Raw genomic sequence first — 24,355 nt, forward strand, 5'->3', positions numbered from 1 at the left:
TCGCAGAGCTGGGAGCTATCTCGGGGCCTTTCGCATGTACTCGCGACGCCGTCACTTCACTGCAACGGCCTGGACGTTTCCGGCCCGGCATATCGGTGCGGCAAGCGCGAGTTGGCTCGAGCGCCGCGTGCCATAACGCAGGCCGTCCATGAACGCATCGATACCTGCTTTTGCGGTGGAGAACATCTTGGAGACGCCCGAGATGAAGGCCGTCGTCGGCGTGACGATTTCGACGTTCTGCATCATCCCCGCGTCCTCGTGATCAAGGATATGGCAATGCATGACGAATTCGCCAGTGAAGTCCTCGTAGTGCGTGCGCATGACGACCGTATACCCAGCCTTCACAAAGATCGTGTCCAGGAAGACATTGCGCAGGGCGCAATATTGCTGATCACCGGTGGCAAGTTCCTCGGTCGTGCAATTGCCGCTCGCGTCGAAGATCGTGACGCCACGCGGATTGAGGATGTCGACGATCTCAAACGGATTGACGTGGATGTGAAACACATGGCCGCCCGCGCCGGCCTTCAGACGCCATTCGTCCGTCGTGCCGAGCGTCGCTGTGTAGTCGATGCGTGCGGGGTCATAGGTCTGCCCGTTCATCATGAAGCGCAACGCACCGTTCGAGAAGCCGACGTCGAGCAGTATCGATACCTGCTTGTTGACCGGCCCGATCAGCGGTTTTTCCGGTGCGAAGACGTGCGTGTCGAGCGAGCGCAGGTCCGCAAGAACGTCGGGGGGCAGATCGCGATTGGCGTCGACGAGGCGGTTTCGGACATATTGCCAGTACTTCGAATGCCCGAGGCCGTCGGGCGCGTACGCCGGGACGTTCGTGCCGGGGCCGACGCGCACGAAGGCAAGCAAGCGCCGGTCTTTCACGTTCCCCGCGCCAGGCCGGAAGTCGATTGTCGTAGCGGCGTCGGCTCCTTCGTCGAGCACGCAGTAGAGGCCGGGCGCAGGAAATGCCATGAGCACGTCCCTGCGATAGCCCGGGTTCAGCGTCTCGACGTCTTTCTCGACCATGGCGTTGCGCGTCAAGCCGTCATCGGCGATTTCGACTTGCTTTACCACTTCGCCACTGCAGAGTTGATCGAGCGTGGTCACTCTTTCTGCACGGCTGCGTCGGCTGGCCAAAAGCGCGCTGGCGGCATCCGCTGCCGCGTCGACGTCTTGCGCGCTCAGGGCGATGCTGTCTGCGCGGCCGAGCGCCGCGAAATTCGCCCGCACGACTTTCAAGTTGATCGTGTCGCGATTGCCCCCATGCACGAGGCGCCAACGCTGGATCTCACCCGCCGGCAAAAAGCCGCGTACGGAGGGAAAGTACGGCTGCACTACGCCGTTGATCTGTGTGTAGCGTCCGGAAATAGCCCAGCTGGAATTGAATTGTCCGGTGTGACCCGGGCGCGGATCGGCGAGATTGGTCAACTGGTGCGTGTAGTTTCGCAACTCACCGACGGTGCCGCGCGGGCAGACCCATTCGTAGGTGACGGGATCGGCGAGCGGCGCCTCGGCGTTCGCGTCGGCAAAGCAGCCGTATTCGATCTGTTGGAACAGAAAGACGTGTTCGGGAAATGGCTTCCCAGAACGGGCATCGTGAAGGATCGTATCGATATCGGCGATTCCGCCGTTAGCCTCTCGACGAGCGGCGGTACGGTGACCGCGGACGATCAGCACGCCTTCCATGCCGCTTGCGACGTCGATGGCCGTCGAGCCATGGCGGTGCGAGTGGTACCAGAACGTGCCTGCCGGATGATTGCGCGGGATCGGATAGGTGTAGTTGGCCGAATCGCCCGGCGGCACACTGACGAATACGTTGTCGCTGCTCCCCGATGGCGATACGTGCATGCCGTGCATGTGAACGTTCACCGTGTTGAAGCAATGCGGCGTGTCGTGCGCGGCATCGGGCGGACACGTGTCGGCCGATTCGGGCGGCAACGCGTTGTTGAGCCGCAGCTTGAGCGTCTGCCCCGGCCCGACGCTGATTGTGGGCCCCATTGGGCAACCATTGTAGGCCCGCAGCTTGACCTGATCGTAGGCGTCCGTCGATGGGTTATAGATGCGATATGACGAGTAGCCGACGTCAAGCGTGACTGGACGTGAACTGTCGAAGACGTAGGCGGCGCCGCCGCATGGCCCGCGCGTGCCGAGTTGCTGGGCACCGCGCTGGAACGCGTGCGCGACACCTGGCGAGTCGACGGCGGTGGTGTCGTCCAGATCGATGAACGAACGTGCTGAGTCGGGCGCCCCGGATGACAGCGTGCTAAAAGATAACGCCGCGCAAGCTGCGACCGCGGCAATCAACCGAACGAACCGCATGATTAGACCTGCTTAGCCATTGACTGTTTTAGCTTTGCTCGACCGGCGCACCGCAGTTGCCGCCGATTGCTCGACGGAAAGCATACTGATTAAACGGTCGAAAACAACTAAAACGATCGGCTTGTCCGAAACTGGCGGTTCTACTGTTTGCGTAAGGCGTTGTGATAGATCTCTCGTGCCTTTCGAGAGATGTCGGTCTAGCGTGGCGAATGAGAAGCGAACCTTGCGTGGGCTCCCGCTTTCATCCGCGCGTTACATGACTCGGAGCCGGCCGCGCCGAGCGCGACGTCGATTCGGCGGCGAGCAGCGACCGGGCGCGCTCCTCGAGCTCGAGCAGCGAGCAATAGCCGTCTCGGGCCACGCCGGCGGGCGGTGCGGCACGATACCCATCATTGAAGATCTCGAGCGAGAGCGGGCCCGAATAGCCCGATTCGATCACACGGGCCGTAAAGCCGACCATGTCGAAATCGCCCTGCCCAGGAAAGCACCGGTGATGCCGGCTCCATTCGAGCACGTCGAGCGCGAGGTTCGGGGCGTCGGCGAGCTGGACGAAAGCGATTCGATCGCCGGGAATCGAAGCGATGTCGTCGGCGGAGTCGCCGCGCGAAAAGGTGTGGAAACTATCGAGGGCGAGCCCCAAGTTCGCGTCACCGACGGCTTGCACGATGCGCCAGGCATGGCCGTGACGGTTGACGTGGCGGCCCCAGGCGAGCGCTTCATAGCCCACCACGATACCGGAGGCCCGTGCCGCGCGCGCGAGGGTGCCGAGTTGATCGACGATGAGCGAATCGTCGCCTATCGCATCGCTCGACACATTGCTGCAAAGGAGCAAGCGGTCGATGCCCAGCTCATGCATGACGTCGAACGTACGCTGCGCACGCTCGAGATTGTGAGCGAGGCGCTCGGCGCTGACGCCCTCGAAATCGCGAAACGGCTGATAAAGCACGAGCTCGAGGCCGAGATCCGCCGCGATGCGCCGGACGTCGGCCGGGGACTCCTTCGCTGAGCGCAGATCGTCGTCGAATATTTCGGCGCCGTCAAACCCGGCTTGCCGGATCGCATTCAGCTTCTCGACGAGCGTGCCGCTGACGGACACCGTGGCGATCGAACGTTTCATGAAGATACTCCGAGAGGGGCGGTCACGTCGCTCGTCACCAAGTGGCGAGCCAAGCAAGAATGTACGAGTTGATTACATGACAACGGGGCGCCGATCCCAATGTCGGCTGGAAGATTGTAGCCGATTCTACGGACTAACTAGATGGTACAAATTCGTATAAACCCCAAACGACAAACGAGCGGGAATGCGCGAAACTCAGTCCCGATCGCTGCACGCCGTGTGCCTCGATGTCGCCGTCGGGGTGACGCGTGCGATCAGCGAACGATGATCATGGCTTCTGGAGCTTCATGTGCATAAAACATTCGAGCGCTCGTTTCTAGTTGGGTTGATCGGTGGGGGCATCGGCGGATCGTTGTCCCCCGCGATGCATGAAGAGGAGGCACGGCAACTGGGCATCGGGTATGTGTATCGCCGCGTCGACCTCGAAACGCTTTGGCGCGATGCGCCGACGCTGCCCAAGCTGCTGGCCGCGGCGGAGTGGATGGGCTTCGACGGCCTCAATATCACGCATCCGTGCAAGCAAGCCGTCATCCCGCTGCTCGACGAGTTGTCCGACGACGCGCGTGCGCTCGGTGCCGTCAATACGGTGCAGCTCAAGGATGGGCGGCGGATCGGACATAACACGGACTGGTCAGGATTCAAGCGCGCGTTCGAGCGCGGCTTGCCGGACGCCGAGCTCGGGCGGGTCGTCCAGCTTGGCGCGGGCGGTGCCGGCGCCGCAGTCGCCCACGCCGCGTTGACGATGGGTGCCCGCGAACTGACGCTTTTCGATGTCGACCCCGCACGAGCACAATCGCTGGCCGCTGCGTTGCAGGCACGCTTTGCGTCGGCCCGTGTCAGCGCGGGCGACGGTTCCCCGCAGGCGTTGTCCGACGCGCTCGCCGCGGCGGACGGCCTCATTCATGCAACGCCGACTGGAATGGCCAAGCACCCGGGCCTGCCGCTGCCGGCCGAGTTGTTGCACCAGCGCCTTTGGGTGGCCGACGTCGTCTATTTTCCGATCGAGACGGAGTTGCTGAAAGCGGCCCGGGCGCGCGGTTGCCGCACGCTCGACGGCGGCGGCATGGCCGTCTATCAGGCAGCCGGGGCATTCGAGTTGTTTACGGGGATCGCGCCCGACGCCGAGCGCATGTACACGCACTTTCAGACGCTCGTGCGTTGAGCATGCGCTTTCGACTTTCGACGATAAGAGAAGAGTGGACAGATTAGGAGACAAGTGATGCAAAAGCCCATTTCGTCAGGACTGCCAAACGAGGGGTACGCCTCGGCGGGCGCCGCTGCCGGCGCGATGCGCCGATCGTCGGCGCGCTATCGGATTCTCGCGCTGCTCGCGATCGGCACGATGATCAACTATCTGGACCGGACGGTTCTCGGCATCGCCGCGCCGCAGCTGACGAAAGAGCTCGGCATCGGCGCGGCCGTGATGGGCATCGTCTTCTCGGCGTTTTCGTGGACCTATGCCGCTGCCCAGATTCCAGGCGGTCTGTTTCTCGACCGCTTCGGCAGCAAGCTGACCTACTACCTCGCGATGACGTTCTGGTCGCTTTGCACGCTGGCTCAAGGGCTCGTGCATGGCGTCGGCGCGCTGCTCGCGTTCCGGTTCGGGCTCGGCGTATCCGAATCCCCGTGTTTCCCGACGAACAGCCGTGTCGTCGCGACCTGGTTCCCGCAGCGCGAGCGCGCGCTCGCAACGGGCACTTATACCGTCGGCGAATACATCGGGCTCGCGTTTTTCAGCCCCGTGCTGTTCGCCCTGATGGGGGCGTATGGGTGGCGCACGTTGTTTTTCGTCGTCGGCATCGCGGGTGTCGTGTTCGCCGCCGTCTGGTGGTGGCTCTATCGTGAGCCGCATGAGCATCCGCGCGCCAACCAGGCGGAACTCGAATACATCGAGGCGGGCGGCGGCCTGACGCGCCACGATAGCGGTGCGGCGGCCAAGGGTGCCAATCGCTTTTCGTGGCGAACGGTCGGGCGGTTGCTCAAGCAACGTCAACTGGCGGGCATCTGTCTCGGCCAGTTCGCCGGCAACTCGACGCTCGTGTTCTTTCTGACCTGGTTCCCGACCTACCTGGCTACCGAGCGGCACATGGGCTGGCTCAAGATCGGATTTTTCGCGATCCTACCGTTTATCGCGGCGTCGGTCGGTGTGATGTTCGGCGGCTGGCTTTCCGATTCGCTGCTTCGCCGCGGCAAATCGGCCAACGTTGCGCGCAAGCTGCCGATCATCGCGGGGCTGCTGCTCGCGTCGACGATCGTGCTCGCGAACTACGTGAAGAGCGATACGGTCGTGATCGCAATCATGTCGCTCGCCTTCTTTGCGCAGGGCATGGCCGCGCTCGGGTGGACGCTCGTTTCCGATATCGCACCGGAAGGTCTGCTCGGACTGACGGGCGGCATCTTCAACTTCGCGGCGAATCTCGCGGGCATCGTGACGCCGCTCGTGGTCGGCTTCGTCGTCGCCGCGACCGGATCGTTCGTCGGCGCGCTGATCTTCATCGGCGTCGTTGCGCTGATTGGCGCGCTCGCCTACATATTCGTCGTGGGTGACATCAAGCGCATCAGGCTCGAGTCATGAAGATCCGAAACTGACGGGAGAACACAAAACGGCGCCATTTTGAACTGGCGCCGTTTTTGTTTCTAAGGCTTGGAAACGAAGCGCAACACGGCGTCCACGATCATCTCGCGATGGCGGCTGCGCAGACGCGCATGCGACGGGTCACGGCCGAACGCCGCGCCGAACGTGTAGCGGTTCGAGATGCGGTGAAAGCAAAAAGAGCTGATCAGCAGATGCAGATCGATCGCATCGATATCGGTGCGAAACGCGCCTGCTGCGACGCCGCGCGCAAGCAAGTCTTCGATCGTGGTGACGATGCTGACATTGCGGCTCTTGAAAGCCTTCAGCTGTGCAATGTACTTCGCGCTGTGAACGTTCTCGATCGCGATGAGGCGTACGAAGTCGCGGTGCTTGTCGTGGTAGTCGAACGTGAACTCGACGAGCCGGCGCATCCCTTCGACTGGCTCGAGCTCCTCGATATTGAGCGCCTGCTCGAGCGTCCGAATATCGCCGTACACCTTTTCGAGCACGGCCTCGTAAAGCCCCTCCTTGCTCTCGAAGTAGTAGTAGAGCATCCGCTTCGTCGTGTTCGTGCGCTCGGCGATTGCATCGACGCGCGCGCCGGCGAGTCCCATCGCCGAGAACTCCTGCGTCGCGACGTCGAGGATGTTGCGCTTCGTTTCTTCGGGATCGTATTTGCGCCGGGCTTCAGAGGGGAGGTCGTTGCCGTCGGGCAGGGCTGCCTTTGGTGATGCCTTCTTCATTTCAGGGCGTGTGCGGCTATGACGGGGCATTCTAGCATGGGGTTCTATCACGCCGATGTTGAACGCCAGCTTTGGCGTGCGTCGCGCCGCACTGCCTCTCATCGCGGCAAGCGCGCATGCTCGAGCGCCTGCAGATTTCCTTCGCCGAACCCGTGGTGCCCGCGCCGCTCGACGATTTCGAAGAAGGTTTCCGTCGGCGCGCGCTTCACGAATGTCTGCAGAAACAAGCGCGGCGTACCGTCAGCCTCGATCTCTCCGTCGACGAGGATGTTGCGGCGTCGCAGCGCTTCGATATCGAGCCCATGCCCCGGCAAACGCTCGTCGATCTCGTCGTAATAGCGCGCCGGGGGGCTCAGGAACTCCAGTCCGTTCGCTCTTAGCGCGTCGACACACGCGATGATGTCGCGACTCGCGAGCGCGATATGCTGGACGCCCTCGCCGGGATGGTCGGGCAGATATTCGTGAAGCAGCCGCGTGCGCGGCGTGCCCTCTTCGTAGAGCGGAATTGTGATGCCGCCGCAAGGCGATTGAACGACGCGGGAATCGGCTGACAGGTGCCAGTCCGCATGCAACGTGCGAATTTCGCGAAAGCCCAGCAGCTCTTGGTAGAAATCGAGCCATTCGCCGATGCGGCCGGCACCGACCATTTGCGTGAAGTGGTCGACTTCCGTCAAGCCGACGCCGCCCCTCGTCTCGGCGCCGGTTGGCGGCGCTCCGATGGGGCGGAAGTCGACATCGAAGATCGTCTCGTCTCCCGTCGCGCCGCCGCGACCACGCCAGCGATCGACGAAATAGATGTGCGAGTTGCCAATGCCTTGGATGGCCGGTATGACGAGCTCCGATTGACCGACTCGTTCGCCCTCGAACGCCCAGGCACCGAGCTCCGTCGTTCGTTCGAACGCGCGTTGCGCATTGTCGACGCGAATGCCGATCGCGCAGATTCCGACGCCGTATTCCTCGGCGTAGCGCGACGCGAACGAATCGGGTTCCGCGTTGATGAGGAAGTTCATGTTCCCCTGGCGGTAGAGGGTGACGGCCTTGCTGACGTGACGTGCCGCCGCGTGAAAGCCGAGCTGCTCGAAGCGGCGCGCGAGGGCGTCGGGGGAGGGTGCGGCGAACTCCACGAATTCGAGTCCGGCGGTGCCGAGCGGATTGGCGTTCGCATCGGCGTCGGCGCTGGACGATGCTGCATTCGAAAAGTCGTCGATCATCATGCCTCCCATCGCCTTGGGCGAGCGGTCAGCGAACAAACGTGAGCATGCGGGCCGTTCATGAGTCTCTCTCCCGGAGCGGGCGGGCGGTCATACACCGCGTCGCCCGGCGTGTCGATTTACCTTACCGATGCGCATTCGAAGCGCTTGGGCGCGATTTTAACCGTTCAGTACATCGTTGCGAGCCACGGTGTTGCGCATACGTCAGTCCTTGAAGCTTCCCATCCGTTAGTGCTAACCCCGAGAGCGTTCGATTAACGCACGTGGATGTGCGATCTTCGGTCCAGGTGGTCGAGCGATTCATTGTGCTAAAGTCGCGGGCCGCTTATTCTCCGAGCAACCGTCGCGGGGCGAACCAATCGTAACCGATCCGCTCCGAAAGACCAGGGATGCGGACCGCGCTTTTCGCCGTCGCCGCTTTCAACGACGGCCACTCGAACAATCCGGAGACGCCTCATGATTCCAGCTGCACCAACCGCCGGCAAGTCCGGCGCCGTCGCGCCGAGTCGCGCCCGCAAGGCCGCGCTCGGTAGCTTTATCGGTGCGGTCGTCGATTGGTACGACTTTCTCTTGTACGGCATCGTCGCCGCGCTAGTCTTCAACTCCGCGTTCTTCCCGAGCGTCGGCCCGGCGATGGGCGTTCTCGCGGCTTTCGCGACGTTCGGCGTGGGCTTCCTTTTCCGGCCGCTCGGCGGCATTGTCTTCGGGCACTTCGGCGATCGCCTCGGCCGCAAGCGGATGCTCGTCTTGACGGTCATGCTGATGGGGCTCTCGACGGCATTGATCGGCGCGTTGCCGACGTTCGCCAGCATCGGCTGGTGGGCGCCCGTCATGCTCGTCACGCTGCGCGCGATTCAGGGCTTCGCGGTCGGCGGGGAGTGGGGCGGCGCGGCGCTGATGGCGTGCGAGAGCGCCCCGAGCGGGAAAAAGGCCTTCTACAGCAGCGGCGTGCAGGTCGGCTACGGCGTCGGGCTCGTTTTGTCGACGGGTATTGTCTCGCTCATCAGCCAATCGATGGACAACGCCGCGTTCAAGGCGTGGGGCTGGCGTCTGCCGTTCCTCTTCAGTGTCGTGCTCGTCGCCATTGGGCTCTGGATTCGCTCGAGTATGCAGGAGTCCGAAGAATTCGTGCAAAAGGTGGAGCGTGAGCACAAGAAGGTGCGCCTGCCTGTGCTTGAAGCGCTGCGCAGCCATCCCGGCGCGTTCGTGCTGATCATCGCGTTGCGCCTTGCCGAGTTGTTTACGATGTACATCGTGACGACGTTTGCGCTCAGCTATTCGACGACCAAGCTTGGATTGCCGCGTGAGCTGTTTCTTCATATCGGCTTCATCGTCGGTGCGGTCAGTTGCTTGACGATTCCCTGCTTCGCCTGGCTCGCCGATCGACTCGGGCGTCGCCGCGTCTATCTGACGGGCGCGCTGATCGGGGTGCTTGCGGCGGTGCCGTTTTTCCTCGCGCTCGAATCGCGCGCGACGCTGCCGATCATCGTCTTTGCCGTGCTGCTCGCGAATTTTTCGCACGACATGGTCGTGAGCGTCCAGCAGCCGATGTTCACCGAATTCTTCGGCGCGTCGTACCGTTATAGCGGCGCAGGCGTCGGCTACCAGGTCGCGAGCGTCGTCGGCGGCGGGTTCACGCCGTTCATCGCGGCTGCGCTGGCTACCTTCGCGGGCGGCTCGTGGCATCCGGTTGCCGCGTACTTGATGGGGGGCTGCCTGATTTCGCTGCTGGTCGCCTGGTTCATGAAGAGGGGCGTGGAGTAAGGTTTCCCGCATGAAGCGGAACGAGACGCTCGACCGGCGCGATTGGATCGCCGGACTGGAAAAGGGCCTCGCCATTCTGGAGGCATTCGACGATAAGCATCCGCGCATGACGGCGACTGAAGCGGGTGCGCGGACAGGCTTGTCGCGAACGGCCGCGCGTCGCTATCTGCTGACGCTCGAGCACCTTGGCTACGTTTATACCGACGGCAAGCTCTATGGGTTGACGCCGCGCGTGCTGAGAGTCGGCTGGTCCTACTTCGATTCCGCGAGGCTGCCGCGCCTCGTGCAGCCTTACCTGCAGCAATTGAGCGCGACGCTCAAAGAATCGGTCTATGTCAGCGTGCTCGACGAGTGGGAGCTCGTCTTCATCGCGCGAAACGGCGCATCGCGCGTGATGACGACCGGATTCGTACTCGGCGCGCGCGTGCCGGCGCCGCTCGCGTCGCCCGGCGTCGTCCTGCTCGCGCACAAGCCCGATCAGGATGCGGTACTCGCTTGGCTGAACGCCACCGAGCTCGCGCAGTTCACCCCCTATACGTTGACGAACAGGTCGCATTTGCGAGAGACGATTCGCCGCGCGCGGCTCGATGGGTTTGCCGTCCTCGAGCAGCAACTGCAAGTCGGCGTGCGCGGGATCGCGGTGCCGCTCAAGAATAGGCAAGGGGAAGTCGTCGCCGCGCTCAGCACTAACATGCCAATCGGGAAAGAGACGACGGAAGCGGCCTCGCAGCGCGTCCTCCCGTACTTGCAGGAGACCGCGCTGGCGATGATGAATGTGTTGTAGTCGCCGCCGAGCACCGCTAACGGATTCGGAGCCGTCTGATAGACCTCGACTTGGAGGTTTGTTGTACTCACGCCGGTCTACGGCATTTCGTCCATGGGGGTCTGGGCCGGGTGCCGCGACCTTTCCCTAGGAGGCCGGCCATGCAAACCCCATCCACGATCTTTCCCGACGTTCCAGCTCGATCGTTACCCGTCCGCTCCATCTTGAGACAGCGGCGCCGCGGTCGACGATCGCGGCCTGCTCGATGGCTTTGCAGAAACCTACCAGCCGTGATAAATTCCGTCACGTCTGAGGTGAAGATCCGGGATGAGCGCCACGTCATTGCCAGGCGACGCGGAAACGGCGAATTGCGGCGCGAGGTCTGGGCCGACGAAAGCGGCTGTATAACCCGTTACAACCTCGCTTACATTAACCACGAACTTTATCAAGGTGACAATGGTCGCGTGATCGGCTACGACAACGCGCATGGCTACCACCACCGACACTATTACGGCCGAATTGAACCTGTCGACTTCGTCAGCTTCGAGGATGTCGAGGCTCAGTTCGCGCGCGACTGGACTGCATTGCGGAGTAAACGATGAGCAAAACACAGATTGGAACCGGCACCGAGGCGGAGTTCTTCGCGCGGGGTAAGCGTCTCGCACGGCAGGCTGATCGCGGCGAGCGGCTCGTCGAAACGCACATCGTCACATTCGAGGACCCGGCCGAGGTGGCTCAGTTGCTCACACAGGCGCGCATCGGCGTCTTTCGCGCGATAAAGTCGGAGCCAGCCTCGATTACCGGCCTCGCGGCGCGCCTGCATCGCGATCGCAGCGCGGTGAAGCGCGACATCGACGCGCTGCAGGCTGCAGGGCTCGTGTTGGTCGAGACTGCGGCGAATCCCGGTCACGGGACGCAAAAAGTCGTACGTGCCGTTGCTTCACGCGTCGATCTCCATGTGCTGATTGACTGATCGTTTGGAACTGTTGCCGTCGTCGATCAAAGCGCTTCGCGCACGGCACGCAGAAACTGCTGGGTTCTTTCGTGCTTGGGCGCCGAGAAAAATTCCTGCGGCGGCCCTTGCTCGATGATCTTCCCTTGCGAGAAAAAGCAGACGCGATCGGCGAAATCCCTCGCAAAGCCCATCTGGTGGGTGACCATCAGCATCGTCAAATTGTGTTCCTCGCCGAGCCGCCGAATCACGTTGAGCACTTCGCCGCACAATTCAGGATCGAGCGCGGACGTCACTTCGTCGAAAAGCATGACCTTCGGACGCATCGCCAGCGCGCGCGCAATCGCCACGCGCTGCTGCTGTCCGCCGGATAGCTGCGAAGGGTAGTGGCCACATTTATCGGCCAGACCGACGAGCGAAAGCAAATCCTTCGCGCGCTCGGTCGCTTCCTTGCGCGACATGCCGAGCACGTGCATCGGCGCCTCGATCGTATTATCGAGCGCCGTCATATGCGGAAAGAGGTTGAAGCTCTGGAACACCATGCCGATCTTGCTGCGCACTTCGCGCAAGTGCTTCGGTGACGCGGGCACGAGCGCGCCGTTGCGCCGCATGTGCGTGAGCGGTTCGCCGTCGACCTCGATCATCCCGCTCGTCAGCGGGTCGAGCGTCATCAGCACGCGCAGCAATGTGGACTTCCCCGAGCCGCTTGGCCCGATGATCGCGACTTTCTCGTTGCGGGCGACTTCGAAGTCGAGCTCGTCGAGGACCGTTAGTGAGCCGTATCGCTTGGTCACATGTGAAAAGCGAACCATCGGCGTCGAAGCGCCATCGACACCCCGCGGTTCGGTCTTTTCAGTTGCGCCGCTTTCGTCACGCCGGGCGAGGGCCCGCTCGTCGTCTCGCTTCATCTCTTGCTCCGTCACTGGGGTGGCTAAAGTTGCGGGGGCCGCGCGTTCCGCGTCGACCGGCGCATTTGCGGATGTTTTCATGGCAGTCTCACCGCGTGCTCGACGCGCCGCACGAGTGCCGCGAAGCTCACGCTGATGATGAGGAAGAAGATTCCGGCGAGCGTGATGGGCTCCAAGTATCGGAAGGTCTCCGAGCCGATGTTCTTCGCCTGCTGCATCAGTTCGACGACGGTGATCGCCGATAGCACCGGCGTGTCCTTGAACATGGCGACGAGATAATTCCCGAGCGCTGGAATGACCGGGCGGATGGCCTGCGGCAGCACGACGTCGCGATAGGTGCGCCAGGGCGAGAGCGACAGCGCGCAGGCCGCCTCCCATTGCCCGCGATGAACGCCGTTGAGCCCGGCCCGATAGACTTCCGACGTATAACACGCGTAGTGGAGCGCAATGCCGACCGTGCCGGCCGTGAGCGCCGACATCGTCAGCCCGTAGACGGGCAGCACGTAAAACAACACGTAGACCTGAATCAAGAGCGGCGTGCTGCGAATGAACTCGACGACAAACCCCACGGTGTGCGAGATCGCCTTGATATGGCTGCGACGCAGGATGGCGAAGACGAGGCCCAGCACGAGCGCGATGGCGAAGCCGACGACCGTGATCAGTATCGTATAGATCGACGCGTGCAACAGCGCCGGCAGGATGCGCTCGGCATAGCCGAGATCGAAAAGGCGACTCGAGCCGTTCATTTTGTTGCTCCGCGGGCGACCCCGTAACCATGGCTGACGCGCCGCTCGAAATGGCGCATGACTGTGGCGAGCAGTTGCGCCAACACGAAGTAGATGACGAGCGTCAGCGCGAAGATTTTCGCTGTTTCGAACGTGGCTTCGTCGAGCTGACGCGCGCGAAACGATAGATCGGACAATGTGATCAGCGAGACGAGCGACGTCCCCTTCAGCAGCTCGATCATCAGGTTCGTGGCCGGCGGCAGCGCGTTGATCATCGCCTGCGGCAGGATGATGCGCCGCAGTCGCGTAAGCGGCGAGATGTTGAGCGCGACGGCGGCTTCGAACTGCCCGCCGGGCACCGACCGCAACGCGCCGCGCAGAATCTCGGAGCCGTAGGCACCGTAATGGAGGCCGAGGCCGACGATGGCCACGGTAAACGGCGTCATGCTGAGGTTGAACGGCGGCAGCGGCAGCACGAAGAAGAACCAGAACAATTGCACGAGCAGCGACGTACCGCGAAAAACTTCGACGTAGACGTTGCCGATCCAGCGTAACGGCCGCCACGGCGCGGCTTTCAACGCGGTCGCGATGAAGGCCATCGCGATGGCGAGCAGTGTGCTCAGCGCGGCGATCTCGACGGTGACGAGTGTGCCGCGCATCAACAGAGGAAGCAGTTCGGTCATAGCCTTTCCTGAAATCCAGAGGCTCGCGCCGCGGGCCGGTCCCGGCCCGCGGCGGCGATTACTTGCCGCTACAGATCTCGGCCGCGGTCTTGTTGGTCAGATTCGACTTGTCGAAGCCGAACGGCGCGACCGTTTGCAGATGATCGGGCGTCCCGAGCCACGAATGCAGCACCTTGTCGACCGCCTCGCGCAGATCGGTGTCTTCCTGGCGGAAAGCGAGCGCGCCATAGCCTGTGTGCTTCGGATCATCCTTGAAGGCTTCGACCGCTTCCACTTGCGCCGGATCCTTCTTTGCCAGCGCTTTCATCGTCAGTGCAGTACCCACGGCCGCATCGACACGCCGTGCGCGGACTGCCTGCAATTGCGCCGTGGTGTCCGGCACCTGCTGCAACTGATCCATTTTTACGCCCTCTTGCTGCGAATAACCGACTTCGGCCGTTCCCGACATGACGGCCAGCTTGGCATCGGCTTTGGCCACGTCAGAGTAACTATGAAGATTCTTGGGGTTGCCCTTTTGCACGAGCAGTGTGTCCTGGATCTGATATTGCGGATCGGCGAACGCAACCTGCTGGCAGCGCTCAGGCGTGATGTACATGCCGGCCGCGATGACATCGAAACGGCCTGCTTTCAGACCCGGAATCAGCGAACCCCACTCGGTCAGCACGGCATCGACCTTCTTGACGCCGAGCTTCGCGAAGACTTTCTTCGCGATCTCCGGTGACTCGCCGGTGACCTTGCCGTCGGGCGTCGTATAGGCAAACGGCGCCTCGTTGGCATAGCCGATCCGGACTTCGCCCGTGCGCTGAATGCGCTGCAGCGTCGTTTCGGCCGATGCGCCGGGCGTGAGCGCGAAGAACCCGGCTGCCGCGACCGCGCAGGCGATGAGGAATCCTGACAATTGGCTGAACTGAGCATTGAACTGAGAGGCTTTCATGACATTCCCGTAGGTGATGGGGTAAGTCCGTTCGGCGAATTGCGTGCGCCGGCGCTGTACGACACGGGTTCGGGCCGTGCATGTGGCCCGTTCCGGTTGGTGAACCTCCATGTCTTGAGCGCAGCATACAAAGCCATTTTTTTGATCACGATTGCTCTAGGACAATAATTCACATTGGTAATTGTGCGGACGATGGTCGGCAATGCAACGAGGAGACGAACGGTGATCGATGATTGGCGCACTGCAGTACGGGCCGTGCATGGCGTGGAATCGAAGTACAAGCGGCTCGTGAAGGCGATCGCGGGCGATATCGAAGCAGCGGTTCTGCGGCCCGGCACGCGTCTTCCGCCGCAGCGCGACGTGGCCGCCGAGCTCGAAATCAGCGTGCAGACGGTGACGAACGCGTACAAGGAACTTGAGCGTCAGGGTCTGATCCGCTGTGAGGTGGGGCGCGGAAGCTTCGTTGCACCTCGCGTCACCGAGAAAATGGCCAATTACATGCTCGATACGGCCGAGCGTTCGGTGATCGACTTCTCGATCGCGCGGATCATCCATACGCCCGAGCACGACGCCATGTGGCGCAAAGTCTGCGCCACGCTGGCTAAGATCGAGGACCAGCCGTGGATTCGCGCGTTTCGTCCCATCGCCGGCTTCGAGCATCACCGGCGCGCGGCCGTCGATTGGCTCGCACGCCTGGGGATGCCGGCGTCGGCCGATACGCTGCTCGTCACGAACGGCGCGGCGCACGGGATCTTTCTCGCGCTTGCCTCGCTCGTGCGGCCGGGCGATACGGTCGTCTGCGAAAGTCTCACGGACCATGGCGTCATCGGATCGGCGAACGTCCTCGGGTTTACGCTGAAGGGCCTCGAGATCGACGAGTTCGGCATTCATCCGGAGCACTTCGAAGAGCTTTGCGACAGCGAGCGCGTGACGGCGCTCGTCTGTACGCCGACGCTCAACAATCCGACGGTCGCGTTGATGCCGGAGTCGCGCAGGAGGGCGATCGCGCGCATCGCCGAGCGATACGGCGTGTACGTTATCGAAGACGACGTCTATGGTCCGTTGCCCGCGAAGCCGCTGCCGCCGATATCGAGCATGATTCCTGAGCTATCGTTCTATTGCACGAGCATGACGAAGTCCGTGCTCGCGGGCTTGCGCATCGGCTATCTGACGACGCCGAGGCGCCTTGCGCTGCGCACCGAGAGCACGCTGCGCGTGTCGAGCTGGATGGCGACTTCGCCGATGGCCGAGATCGCGACGCGCTGGATCGACGACGGCACGGCGGCGCGGCTCGTGCAACTGCAGCGGGAGCACCTCGCGCGGCGGCAAACGCTCGTCAAGCAGATTCTCGGGCCGTACATCGAGGGCAGTCATCCGCATGCGCTCTCCGCCTGGCTGCGTGTGCCCGAGCATTGGCAAGCCGATCATCTCGTGCGCGCGTTGCGCAAACGCGATATCGCCGTGACGTCGCCCGATCCGTTTCTCGTGCGCGGAGTCGAAAGCAGGCCGAATGCCGTACGCCTTTGCGTCGGGGCGGAAGTTAGCGACGAGGTGTTCGCGCAAGCGGTGAAGACCGTGCTCGAGGTATTCGAGCAGTACCCGCAGATTCATCCCGTCGATTGACTCCGCATGCGTGCGATTCGTTCGGATTATTCGGCAGTGCGAAGGAAATGAACTAGGACAATCGGATTCGTTTTTCAGGACATTAGACTGGGCAGCACTGAAACGCAGCAATGCCCAAACCGATTGCGCCTGACTATGTCCGCCCTTTCGCTTGCCGATGTCTATCGAGCCCGCCGCCGTCTGTACGGACGCGTCGTGCGTACGCCGCTCGTCGAATCGCCGACGCTCTCGAAGATTGCGGGGACTCGCGTTCTGCTGAAACTCGAGGCCGTACAGCCGACGGGCAGCTTCAAGATTCGCGGCGCGACGAACGCAGTGGGCGAGCTCGCCGAACGCGGTGTCGAGCGTGTCGTCACGGCGTCAACGGGTAATCACGGCCGCGCGGTTGCCTATGCCGCGCGAGCGTCCGGCATGGAGGCACTCGTCTGTCTCTCGGCGCTCGTTCCCACGAACAAGGTCGAAGCCGTGCGCGCGCTCGGTGCGCAGGTGCGCATCGTCGGCAACAGTCAGGACGATGCGGAACGTGAGGCGTTGCGTCTCGCGAGCGAAGAGGGCTACTCGTACGTGCCGCCGTTCGACGACTTGCAGGTCATCGCCGGGCAGGCCACGATCGGTCTCGAGATCGTCGAGGTGTTGCCCGACGTGGCGCAAATCATCGTGCCACTCTCAGGCGGCGGCCTTTTCTCCGGTGTCGCTTTTGCCGCAAAGCAGAGCACGCCGCGCGTGCGCATGACCGGCGTCACGATGCGGCGCGGCGCCGCCATGCACGCAAGCCTTGCGGCCGGCGAGCCGGTGCTCGTCGACGAAGTCGATACGCTGGCCGATTCGCTCGGCGGCGGCATCGGGCTCACGAACCGGTATACGTTCGCCTTGACGCGCGCGCTGATCGACGACGCATTGCTCGTCGAAGAAGACGCGATCGCGCGCGCGATCCTTCACGCCTATCGATGCGAGCGGCTCGTTATCGAAGGCGCTGCCGCAGTGGGTATCGCCGCCATGCTCGAAGGCATGGTGCCGCATGCGCGAGCGACGGGCGGTGAGGATGGGCCGATCGTGCTCGTCGTGAGCGGCGCCAACATCGACATGAACCTGCACCGGCGTCTCGCATTGCAGGCGCCGTCTTCCGATTCGCTGCTGAGAGGCGCGCCATGAATCCGATTTCCATCGTCGGCGAGGCAACGCTTCGCGAACTCGTGCCGCTCGATCTGGCGGCCATCGAATGCGTGGAAGCGGCCTTCGCCGCGCTTGCCACGGAGCCTGTCGCCATGCCGCCGATTCTGCGGCTGGACCTGCCCGGGCGTCATGGCGAGGTTGACGTGAAAACGGCTTGGCTGCCGAGGCTCGACAGCTTCGCGATCAAAGTGAGTCCCGGGTTTTTCGACAACCCCTCGCTCGGGCTGCCCAGTTTGAATGGACTCATGCTCGTGCTCTCGGCCAAGACCGGGCTGACGGAAGCGGTATTGCTCGACAACGGCTATCTGACCGCGGTGCGTACCGCGGCGGCCGGTGCGGTCGCCGCGCGCTGGCTCGGCAGACGCGACGCGCGACGCGCCGCCGTCGTCGGGGCCGGCGAGCAGGCGCGATTGCAATTGCGTGCACTTGCGCTCGTGCGCGATATCGAGGAGGTCGCGGTCTGGGCGCGCGATCGTCGGGACGCCGAAAAATTCGCTGCCGAAATGGGAGAGGTGCTGGGCGTTCGCTGCGAAGTGGCGGCGGATGTGCATCGAGCGCTCGAGCGTGCCGACATTGCCATCACGGCAACGCCTAGTCGCGAGCCGCTCGTCGACGTGGCCAATCTCCATCCGGGGCTCCACGTGACCGCGATGGGCTCGGATGCCGAACACAAGAACGAGATCGCGCCCGCCGCGATTGCCGCGGCGCGTTATGTCTGCGACCGGTTGCAGCAGACGCGCGTGCTCGGCGAGCTGCATCACGCGATTGAAGCGGGTGTCGTGACGCGCGATGCCGCGTTCGCCGAACTCGGACAAGTGATTGCGGGCCGTGCGCCGGGACGCACGAGCGCCGCCGACGTGACGATTTGCGACTTGACCGGAACAGGGGCGCAGGACACGGCGATTGCGGTGCTCGCGCTCGAGCGCGTACGCGCGGCCGGCGCTGGCGCGACGTTTCGCGAGGAATGACCTTCTGAAGTTGATCCGCGAGGAAGAGATGTCGGAACAAACCATGCAACCCCCCCCCCTGGCGCAGACCGCGGTATCGCCCGTCCGTCTGCCGTTCGAACGTGCCGAATACGATGCACGCATCGCCAAAACGCGTCGAGCGATGCAGTCGCAGGGAATCGATCTGCTGATCGTTTCGGATCCGACCAATATGGCGTGGCTCACCGGTTACGACGGATGGTCGTTTTACGTCCATCAGTGCGTGCTGCTCGCCTTGGAAGGGGAGCCAATCTGGTTCGGTCGCGGCCAGGACGCCAACGGAGCAAAGCGCACCGTCTTCATGGACCATGCACGGATCGTGGGCTATCCCGATCACTACGTCCAGTCTCGCGAGCGGCATCCGATGGACTATCTCGCGCGCGAAGTTATCGAAGGGCACAACTGGGGCAAGCTCCGGATCGGTGTCGAGCTCGACAATTACTACTTCAGCGCCGCGGCCTACGCGTCGCTCATCCGTCATCTTCCCGCCGCGACGTGGGTCGATGCGACAGGGCTCGTCAATTGGCAGCGCGCCATCAAATCGCCGCGCGAAATCGAATACATGCGGATCGCGGCGCGCATCGTCGAGAACATGCATCGGCATATCGTCGAGCGGATCGAGCCGGGCATGCGCAAAAACGATCTGGTCGCCGAAATCTACGCGGCCGGCATCGGCGGAGTGAACGAGTACGGCGGCGACTATCCGGCGATCGTGCCGCTGCTGCCGACGGGCGCCGATGCCGCCGCGCCGCATCTGACCTGGGACGATACGCCGTTCGCCGCGAACGCCGGCACGTTCTTCGAAATCGCCGGGTGCTACCGGCGCTATCACTGCCCGCAGTCGCGCACGGTTTATCTCGGCAAGCCGCCCAAGCATTTCATCGACGGCGAAAAGGCTGTCGTCGAAGGCATCGAAGCGGGACTCGCCGCCGCGAAGCCGGGAAACACCTGCGAGGACATCGCCAAGGCATTCTTCGCAGTCCTCAGCAAATTCGGCATCGAGAAGAACAGCCGTTGCGGCTACCCGATCGGCGCCAGCTATCCGCCCGACTGGGGCGAGCGCACGATGAGCCTGCGTCCCGGGGACAAAACCGTCCTCGAGCCCGGCATGACGTTCCATTTCATGCCGGGGCTCTGGCTCGACGACTGGGGGCTCGAGATCACGGAGAGCATCCTCGTCACGGAGTCGGGCGTGGAGACGTTCTGCAATACGCCGCGCCGGCTTTTCGTGAAGGAGTAAGCCGATGTTGCCATCCCCGATTCAACCGACGCTCGATTTCGAAGCTGAGGGCGAACAGCACGGTTTTCTGCGGCTCCCGCATTCGCACGACGCTTCGGCGTGGGGCGCGATCATGATTCCGATCACCGTGGTGAAACGCGGTGACGGGCCGACCGCGCTGCTCACGGGCGGCAATCACGGCGACGAGTACGAAGGGCCGATTGCTTTGTCGAAACTCGCTTCGACGCTCAAAGCGAGCGATGTGACGGGCCGCGTGATCGTCGTTCCGTTCATGAACTACCCCGCATTCCGCGCGGGCCGTCGTACGTCGCCGATCGACCAGGGCAACCTCAACCGCAGCTTTCCGGGGCGGCCCGACGGTACGGTGACTCAGAAGATCGCCGACTATTTTCAGCGCAACCTGCTGCCGCTCGCGGACTTCGTGCTCGACATCCACGCGGGAGGGCGCACGCTCGATTTCGTGCCGTTCGCCGCGATTCACAAGCTGCCCGACGTCGAGCAGCAGGCGCGCGCCGAGGCCGCGATGCGCGCATTCGGCGCGCCCTATTCGATGCGCATGCTCGAGCTCGACAGCGTTGGGCTTTTCGACACGGCGGCGGAAGAGGCCGGCAAGGTGTTCGTCACGACAGAGCTCGGCGGCGGTGGGACGGCGACGGCCGCAAGCGTTCGCATTGCCGAGCGAGGCGTGCGCGGCTTTCTCGCCAATGCGGGAATCTGGCCGGTGACGAGCGAGCGAAACGGAGCGACCGATGGCACGGCGAATTGCGCCCGGAGCGCCTCGCGCACGACGACGCTGCTCGACATGCCCGGTTCCGATTGCTACACGACGAGCGAGCACGACGGGCTGCTCGAGGTCTGCAAAGACCTCGGCGATACCGTCGAAAGCGGCGAGCTGATCGCGCGCATCCATGACGCGACACGAACGGGCGCAAGGCCCCGTGAATACCGCGCGCGCACGGCAGGCCTGCTCGCGGCGCGCCACTTCCCCGGCCTCGTGCACGTTGGCGACACGATCGCCGTTGTCGCCGAAGTCGTCGAGCGGGGGATCGCGGCGGGATACGCCGGCGTTTGATATCGGTGGACTGATGAAGGAGTTTTCCATGTTGCTGGGTCATCCGGTTCTCATGAAATCGCTTTGCTATGTGGACGGGCGATGGATCGACAGCGACGACGGTACGACCGTCGATGTCGTCAACCCGGCCGATCAAAGGGTGCTGGGCCACGTGCCAATGCTCTCGCGCGCGCAAATCGAAGGCGCGGTTGCGGCCGCTCACCAAGCGTTCGAGGCGTGGCGCTGGACGCCCGTCAACCGACGCGCGGCGGCGCTCGCTCGGTGGCACGAGCTCGTGCTGCGGCATCGCGACGACCTGGCGGCGATTCTCTCGTTCGAGCAGGGCAAGCCGCTTGCCGAAGCGCGCGGCGAAGTCGCCTACGCGGCGAGCTTTATCGATTGGTTCGCGCATGAGGTGAAGCGGCTTGCCGGACGCAACATTCCGACGCATATCGACGGTGCGCATCTGGCGACGGTGATCGAACCCGTGGGCGTCGCCGCACTGATCACGCCATGGAACTTCCCTGTCGCGATGATCACGCGCAAGGCCGCGGCGGCGCTCGGCGCCGGCTGCACGGTTGTCGTCAAGCCGGCGCACGAGACGCCGTTCTCCGCCCTCGCGCTGGCGCAGCTCGCCGAGGAGGCCGGTTTCCCGCGCGGCGTTTTCAACGTCGTCCTCGGCACACCGCAGATGGCGATGGAAACGTTGGTCGGCGATCCGCGCGTGCGCGCGGTCAGCTTCACCGGGTCGACGCGCGTCGGCGCGCTCGTGACGCGCGCGGCGGCCGAGGCCGGCATCAAGAAGGTCGCGCTCGAGTTGGGGGGCAATGCGCCTTTCATCGTCGCGGCCGATGCCGATCTCGATCAAGCCGTGACAGTGGCCGTCGCCGCCAAGTTCCAGACCTCGGGTCAGGATTGCTGTGCCGCGAACCGGATCTTCGTCGCGCGGCCCCTCTACGAGGCGTTCGTCGAGCGGTACAGCAATGCCGTGCGCGCGTTGAAGGTCGGTTCCGCTTTCGAAAGTGGCGTCGATGTCGGTCCGCTCATGCACCAGGCGGCCTTCGATGCGACCGTGGAGCGAGTTGCGCAAGCGCGTGCGGCGGGTGCGCGCATCACGGTGGGCGGCTCGCCGCACTCGCGCGGCGGCTGGTTTTTCGAGCCGACCGTCATCGCCGACGCCGCCCCGGGTATGCGCGTCTACGACGAGGAGAATTTCGCGCCGATCTCAGCCGTGGCGCCGTTCGATACGGTCGACGAAGTCGTACGGAGTGCTAACGATACCGAGTATGGCCTCGCGGCCTACGTTTGCTCGACGAATATCAACACGATATTCCAGCTCGTTCGCCGGCTCGATTTCGCGATGGTGTCGGTCAACGGCGCCAAGTTTACGGGCGCACCGATTCCGTTCGGCGGCATGAAGGCGTCGGGCCTCGGACGCGAAGGCGGCACGGAGGGTTTCGAGCCGTTCGTCGAGACCAAATACTTTTGCCTCGGTCAACTCGGCCTGCCGTTGACGAAAGACGAGCCGCGCGAAAGAGTCGCGGGTGCGACGGCCTGATTTGATTTGATCGAATTTGATGGAGACACAACCATGACCACACTCGAAAACCTCTTTGCCGCGGACCGCGCCCATTTCATGCATCCGTCCACGCACGCTCACGATCATGCGTCCGGCATGCTGGCGGGTCGCATCGTCACCGGCGCGAAGGGCATCCGCATCGAAGACCACGAAGGCCGCTCCTATATCGACGCATTCGCGGGCCTTTATTGCGTGAACATCGGATACGGGCGCACGGAAGTGGCCGAGGCGATCTACGAGCAGGCGAAAAAGCTCGCCTACTATCACACCTACGTCGGTCACTCCACCGATACGATCATCGAACTGTCGTCGCGCATCATCCAATGGGCGCCGGCCGGCATGAAGAAGGTCTATTACGGCATGTCGGGCTCGGACGCGAACGAGACGCAGATCAAGCTCGTCTGGTACTACAACAATGTGCTGGGCCGACCGAACAAGAAGAAGATCATCTCGCGCGAGCGCGGCTATCACGGCTCGGGCATCGTGACAGGCAGCCTTACGGGCCTGCCGAGCTTTCACCAATATTTCGATTTGCCGATCGAGCGCGTCAAGCACACCATCTGCCCGCATTGGTATCGCAAGGCGCCGGCCGGCATGAACGAAGCGCAGTTCGTCGCGTACTGCGTCGACGAGCTCGAGAAGCTGATCGCTCGCGAGGGCGCCGACACGATCGCCGCTTTCATCGGCGAGCCCGTCATGGGAACGGGCGGCATCGTTCCGCCGCCGGCCGGCTACTGGCCGGCCATTCAGCAGGTCCTGAGGAAGCACGACATTCTGCTGATCGCGGACGAGGTCGTCTGCGGGTTCGGGCGAGTCGGCTCGAAGATGGGCTCGCAGCATTACGGCATCGAGCCTGATCTGATCACTGTCGCCAAGGGGCTGACGAGCGCCTACGCACCGCTGTCGGGCGTGATCGTCGGCGAGCGTGTCTGGAATGTGATCGACGAGGCTTCCGAGCAGTTCGGCGCGATGGGACACGGCTGGACCTATTCCGGTCATCCGCTGTGCGCGGCGGCCGCGCTCGTAAACCTGGAGATTCTCGAGCGGGAATCGATCGTAAGCAATGCGGCGGAGACGGGCGCTTATCTGCTCGCCAGGCTGCATGCCACGTTCGACGACCATCCGCTCGTCGGCGAAGTGCGCGGCGTGGGGATGCTCGCGGCGCTCGAGTTCATGGCCGACAAGGACGAGCGGCGTCCCTTCGATGCAGCGTTGAAAGTCGGGCCGCGCGTGTCGGCAGCGGCGTTGCGCCGTGGCCTCATTGCGCGTGCTATGCCGCACGGCGACATTCTCGGCTTCGCGCCGCCCCTCGTCGCGACGCGAGCGGACGTCGACGAAATCGTGCGCTTGACGCGCGAAGCAGTCGACGAGGTGGCCGCGGAACTGGCCGGGGCGACGGTCGCTTCGGCTTGAGGCGAGGCGGCGGCCGACGTCGGCCGCCGCAGGTTTCATGACGGGAATCGTCGGCCACGCAAACGTGCTCGCGCGGCGGCGCCTCACCTTGCTGGGCACAGCCGTTGCTCGCGCAGGACGAGCGGTGCTTTGGGCGCCGGAAAAGGCCGAAAACTGTAGGTAAGTCGGAAAAAATTTCGAACTTTCACACAGTTGTTGCGAGCGCCGTTAGAATCCGTTGCGTTCACAGCAGACGAAACTGGAGGAACCTGTCCGTGGCGACTTACAAGGAACTATTGGCAAAAAAGCAAGAACTGGACATTGAAATCGAAAATGCACGGCGAGCCGAGGCAGAAGCCGCACTCGAAGATATCCGTGCAACGGTTGCGGCGTTCGGATTCACGCCCGAAGACATTTTCGGTCCCCGCCGCAAATCAAAATCGTCGAGCGGCGCGCCGCGATTCCGCAATCCGGAAACCGGCGAAACGTGGGGCGGGCGCGGCCCGCGTCCGCGCTGGCTCAAAGGCAAGGATCCCGAGCAATTCCGCGTCGCGAACTGAACGAATTCAGCACGGTGCCCGCTTTCGAATTGTCGGGCACCCCTTTGCGAGGCCTCTCTCCCA

Annotated in this window: 21 protein-coding genes and 1 pseudogene; 14 read left to right on the top strand and 8 right to left on the bottom strand. The window is 63.4% G+C overall.

The window, feature by feature from the left end:
- Window positions 1-51: 51 nt before the first annotated feature.
- The gene (locus AB4Y31_RS26030) at window positions 52-2,313 is read right to left on the bottom strand and encodes a multicopper oxidase family protein (RefSeq protein ID WP_368676501.1); all 2,262 of its coding nucleotides are present in this window, start codon (window positions 2,311-2,313) and stop codon (window positions 52-54) included.
- 244 nt (window positions 2,314-2,557) lie between these two features.
- Window positions 2,558-3,430 (bottom strand): annotated as a pseudogene (locus AB4Y31_RS26035) (sugar phosphate isomerase/epimerase family protein); the annotation flags it as partial.
- A gap of 289 nt (window positions 3,431-3,719) precedes the next feature.
- On the opposite strand from AB4Y31_RS26035, the gene AB4Y31_RS26040 reads away from it, so the two are divergent.
- Entirely contained in the window at window positions 3,720-4,592 is an 873-nt protein-coding gene (locus tag AB4Y31_RS26040; protein WP_368676502.1) for a shikimate dehydrogenase, read from the top strand.
- Between the two features lie 57 nt (window positions 4,593-4,649).
- Entirely contained in the window at window positions 4,650-6,005 is a 1,356-nt protein-coding gene (locus AB4Y31_RS26045; RefSeq protein WP_368676503.1) for an MFS transporter, read from the top strand.
- 62 nt (window positions 6,006-6,067) lie between these two features.
- Here AB4Y31_RS26045 and AB4Y31_RS26050 read toward each other — a convergent pair whose 3' ends face one another.
- Window positions 6,068-6,748, bottom strand: coding sequence for a TetR family transcriptional regulator (locus AB4Y31_RS26050; protein WP_368676504.1), 681 nt, complete (start codon window positions 6,746-6,748; stop codon window positions 6,068-6,070).
- Window positions 6,749-6,846: 98 nt separating this feature from the next.
- Window positions 6,847-7,959, bottom strand: a complete 1,113-nt coding sequence (locus tag AB4Y31_RS26055) for a 4-hydroxyphenylpyruvate dioxygenase family protein (RefSeq protein WP_368676603.1) — start codon at window positions 7,957-7,959, stop codon at window positions 6,847-6,849.
- A 456-nt stretch (window positions 7,960-8,415) separates the two neighbouring features.
- Between AB4Y31_RS26055 and shiA the strand changes: the two genes are divergently transcribed.
- From shiA to AB4Y31_RS26075, 4 genes are all read left to right on the top strand, one after another.
- A complete protein-coding gene (shiA, locus tag AB4Y31_RS26060; RefSeq protein ID WP_368676505.1) occupies window positions 8,416-9,723 on the top strand; it encodes a shikimate transporter in 1,308 nt (435 codons plus the stop codon).
- Between the two features lie 10 nt (window positions 9,724-9,733).
- Window positions 9,734-10,507: an IclR family transcriptional regulator C-terminal domain-containing protein gene (locus AB4Y31_RS26065; RefSeq protein WP_368676506.1), complete on the top strand. Its 774-nt coding sequence runs from the start codon at window positions 9,734-9,736 to the stop codon at window positions 10,505-10,507.
- 269 nt (window positions 10,508-10,776) lie between these two features.
- Window positions 10,777-11,088 (top strand): DUF6516 family protein, encoded by a 312-nt coding sequence (locus AB4Y31_RS26070; protein WP_368676507.1) that lies wholly within the window; start codon window positions 10,777-10,779, stop codon window positions 11,086-11,088.
- The gene (locus tag AB4Y31_RS26075; protein ID WP_368676508.1) at window positions 11,085-11,459 is read left to right on the top strand and encodes an HTH domain-containing protein; all 375 of its coding nucleotides are present in this window, start codon (window positions 11,085-11,087) and stop codon (window positions 11,457-11,459) included. Before AB4Y31_RS26070 ends, AB4Y31_RS26075 begins: the two co-directional genes overlap by 4 nt.
- Window positions 11,460-11,485: 26 nt before the next feature.
- Here the strand turns inward: AB4Y31_RS26075 and ehuA are convergent, their stop codons facing one another.
- From ehuA to ehuB, 4 genes are all read right to left on the bottom strand, one after another.
- Window positions 11,486-12,346, bottom strand: coding sequence for an ectoine/hydroxyectoine ABC transporter ATP-binding protein EhuA (gene ehuA / locus AB4Y31_RS26080; protein WP_368676509.1), 861 nt, complete (start codon window positions 12,344-12,346; stop codon window positions 11,486-11,488).
- A 77-nt stretch (window positions 12,347-12,423) separates the two neighbouring features.
- The gene (gene ehuD, locus AB4Y31_RS26085) at window positions 12,424-13,092 is read right to left on the bottom strand and encodes an ectoine/hydroxyectoine ABC transporter permease subunit EhuD (RefSeq protein ID WP_368676510.1); all 669 of its coding nucleotides are present in this window, start codon (window positions 13,090-13,092) and stop codon (window positions 12,424-12,426) included.
- The gene (gene ehuC / locus AB4Y31_RS26090) at window positions 13,089-13,754 is read right to left on the bottom strand and encodes an ectoine/hydroxyectoine ABC transporter permease subunit EhuC (RefSeq protein WP_368676511.1); all 666 of its coding nucleotides are present in this window, start codon (window positions 13,752-13,754) and stop codon (window positions 13,089-13,091) included. The genes ehuD and ehuC overlap by 4 nt, the downstream gene beginning before the upstream one ends.
- Window positions 13,755-13,812: 58 nt before the next feature.
- Entirely contained in the window at window positions 13,813-14,688 is an 876-nt protein-coding gene (gene ehuB / locus AB4Y31_RS26095; RefSeq protein ID WP_368676512.1) for an ectoine/hydroxyectoine ABC transporter substrate-binding protein EhuB, read from the bottom strand.
- 192 nt (window positions 14,689-14,880) lie between these two features.
- Between ehuB and AB4Y31_RS26100 the strand changes: the two genes are divergently transcribed.
- From AB4Y31_RS26100 to AB4Y31_RS26135, 8 genes are all read left to right on the top strand, one after another.
- Complete coding sequence (locus AB4Y31_RS26100) at window positions 14,881-16,311, top strand: PLP-dependent aminotransferase family protein (protein WP_368676513.1); 1,431 nt, start codon at window positions 14,881-14,883, stop codon at window positions 16,309-16,311.
- A 135-nt stretch (window positions 16,312-16,446) separates the two neighbouring features.
- Window positions 16,447-17,463 carry a hydroxyectoine utilization dehydratase EutB gene (eutB, locus tag AB4Y31_RS26105; protein WP_368676514.1) on the top strand — a complete coding sequence of 339 codons (1,017 nt, stop codon included), beginning with the start codon at window positions 16,447-16,449 and terminating at the stop codon, window positions 17,461-17,463.
- The gene (locus AB4Y31_RS26110; RefSeq protein WP_368676515.1) at window positions 17,460-18,452 is read left to right on the top strand and encodes a cyclodeaminase; all 993 of its coding nucleotides are present in this window, start codon (window positions 17,460-17,462) and stop codon (window positions 18,450-18,452) included. The genes eutB and AB4Y31_RS26110 overlap by 4 nt, the downstream gene beginning before the upstream one ends.
- Before the next feature lie 28 nt (window positions 18,453-18,480).
- Entirely contained in the window at window positions 18,481-19,710 is a 1,230-nt protein-coding gene (gene doeA / locus AB4Y31_RS26115) for an ectoine hydrolase DoeA (protein WP_368676516.1), read from the top strand.
- Window positions 19,711-19,714: 4 nt separating this feature from the next.
- Entirely contained in the window at window positions 19,715-20,782 is a 1,068-nt protein-coding gene (doeB, locus tag AB4Y31_RS26120; RefSeq protein WP_368676517.1) for a N(2)-acetyl-L-2,4-diaminobutanoate deacetylase DoeB, read from the top strand.
- 28 nt (window positions 20,783-20,810) lie between these two features.
- On the top strand, window positions 20,811-22,319 hold the full coding sequence (locus AB4Y31_RS26125; RefSeq protein ID WP_368676518.1) for an NAD-dependent succinate-semialdehyde dehydrogenase: 1,509 nt from the start codon (window positions 20,811-20,813) through the stop codon (window positions 22,317-22,319).
- 33 nt (window positions 22,320-22,352) lie between these two features.
- The gene (locus tag AB4Y31_RS26130; RefSeq protein WP_368676519.1) at window positions 22,353-23,753 is read left to right on the top strand and encodes an aspartate aminotransferase family protein; all 1,401 of its coding nucleotides are present in this window, start codon (window positions 22,353-22,355) and stop codon (window positions 23,751-23,753) included.
- Window positions 23,754-23,857: 104 nt separating this feature from the next.
- Complete coding sequence (locus AB4Y31_RS26135) at window positions 23,858-24,292, top strand: H-NS family nucleoid-associated regulatory protein (protein ID WP_368676520.1); 435 nt, start codon at window positions 23,858-23,860, stop codon at window positions 24,290-24,292.
- The last annotated feature ends 63 nt before the right edge of the window (window positions 24,293-24,355 follow it).

It is taken from the genome of Trinickia sp. EG282A (assembly GCF_040965455.1).
GTDB classification, from domain to species: Bacteria; Pseudomonadota; Gammaproteobacteria; order Burkholderiales; family Burkholderiaceae; genus Trinickia; species Trinickia symbiotica.

Coding starts and splice junctions, on each gene's coding strand:
- AB4Y31_RS26030 (WP_368676501.1), bottom strand. CDS start 2,313: ATGCGGTTCGTTCGGTTGATTGCCGCGGTCGCAGCTTGCGCGGCGTTA.
- AB4Y31_RS26075 (WP_368676508.1), top strand. CDS start 11,085: ATGAGCAAAACACAGATTGGAACCGGCACCGAGGCGGAGTTCTTCGCG.
- AB4Y31_RS26130 (WP_368676519.1), top strand. CDS start 22,353: ATGACCACACTCGAAAACCTCTTTGCCGCGGACCGCGCCCATTTCATG.
- AB4Y31_RS26050 (WP_368676504.1), bottom strand. CDS start 6,748: ATGAAGAAGGCATCACCAAAGGCAGCCCTGCCCGACGGCAACGACCTC.
- AB4Y31_RS26065 (WP_368676506.1), top strand. CDS start 9,734: ATGAAGCGGAACGAGACGCTCGACCGGCGCGATTGGATCGCCGGACTG.
- AB4Y31_RS26100 (WP_368676513.1), top strand. CDS start 14,881: ATGGTCGGCAATGCAACGAGGAGACGAACGGTGATCGATGATTGGCGC.
- AB4Y31_RS26055 (WP_368676603.1), bottom strand. CDS start 7,959: ATGATCGACGACTTTTCGAATGCAGCATCGTCCAGCGCCGACGCCGAT.
- doeB (WP_368676517.1), top strand. CDS start 19,715: ATGTTGCCATCCCCGATTCAACCGACGCTCGATTTCGAAGCTGAGGGC.
- ehuC (WP_368676511.1), bottom strand. CDS start 13,754: ATGACCGAACTGCTTCCTCTGTTGATGCGCGGCACACTCGTCACCGTC.
- eutB (WP_368676514.1), top strand. CDS start 16,447: ATGTCCGCCCTTTCGCTTGCCGATGTCTATCGAGCCCGCCGCCGTCTG.
- AB4Y31_RS26125 (WP_368676518.1), top strand. CDS start 20,811: ATGTTGCTGGGTCATCCGGTTCTCATGAAATCGCTTTGCTATGTGGAC.
- AB4Y31_RS26045 (WP_368676503.1), top strand. CDS start 4,650: ATGCAAAAGCCCATTTCGTCAGGACTGCCAAACGAGGGGTACGCCTCG.
- shiA (WP_368676505.1), top strand. CDS start 8,416: ATGATTCCAGCTGCACCAACCGCCGGCAAGTCCGGCGCCGTCGCGCCG.
- ehuD (WP_368676510.1), bottom strand. CDS start 13,092: ATGAACGGCTCGAGTCGCCTTTTCGATCTCGGCTATGCCGAGCGCATC.
- doeA (WP_368676516.1), top strand. CDS start 18,481: ATGTCGGAACAAACCATGCAACCCCCCCCCCTGGCGCAGACCGCGGTA.
- ehuA (WP_368676509.1), bottom strand. CDS start 12,346: ATGAAGCGAGACGACGAGCGGGCCCTCGCCCGGCGTGACGAAAGCGGC.
- AB4Y31_RS26110 (WP_368676515.1), top strand. CDS start 17,460: ATGAATCCGATTTCCATCGTCGGCGAGGCAACGCTTCGCGAACTCGTG.
- ehuB (WP_368676512.1), bottom strand. CDS start 14,688: ATGAAAGCCTCTCAGTTCAATGCTCAGTTCAGCCAATTGTCAGGATTC.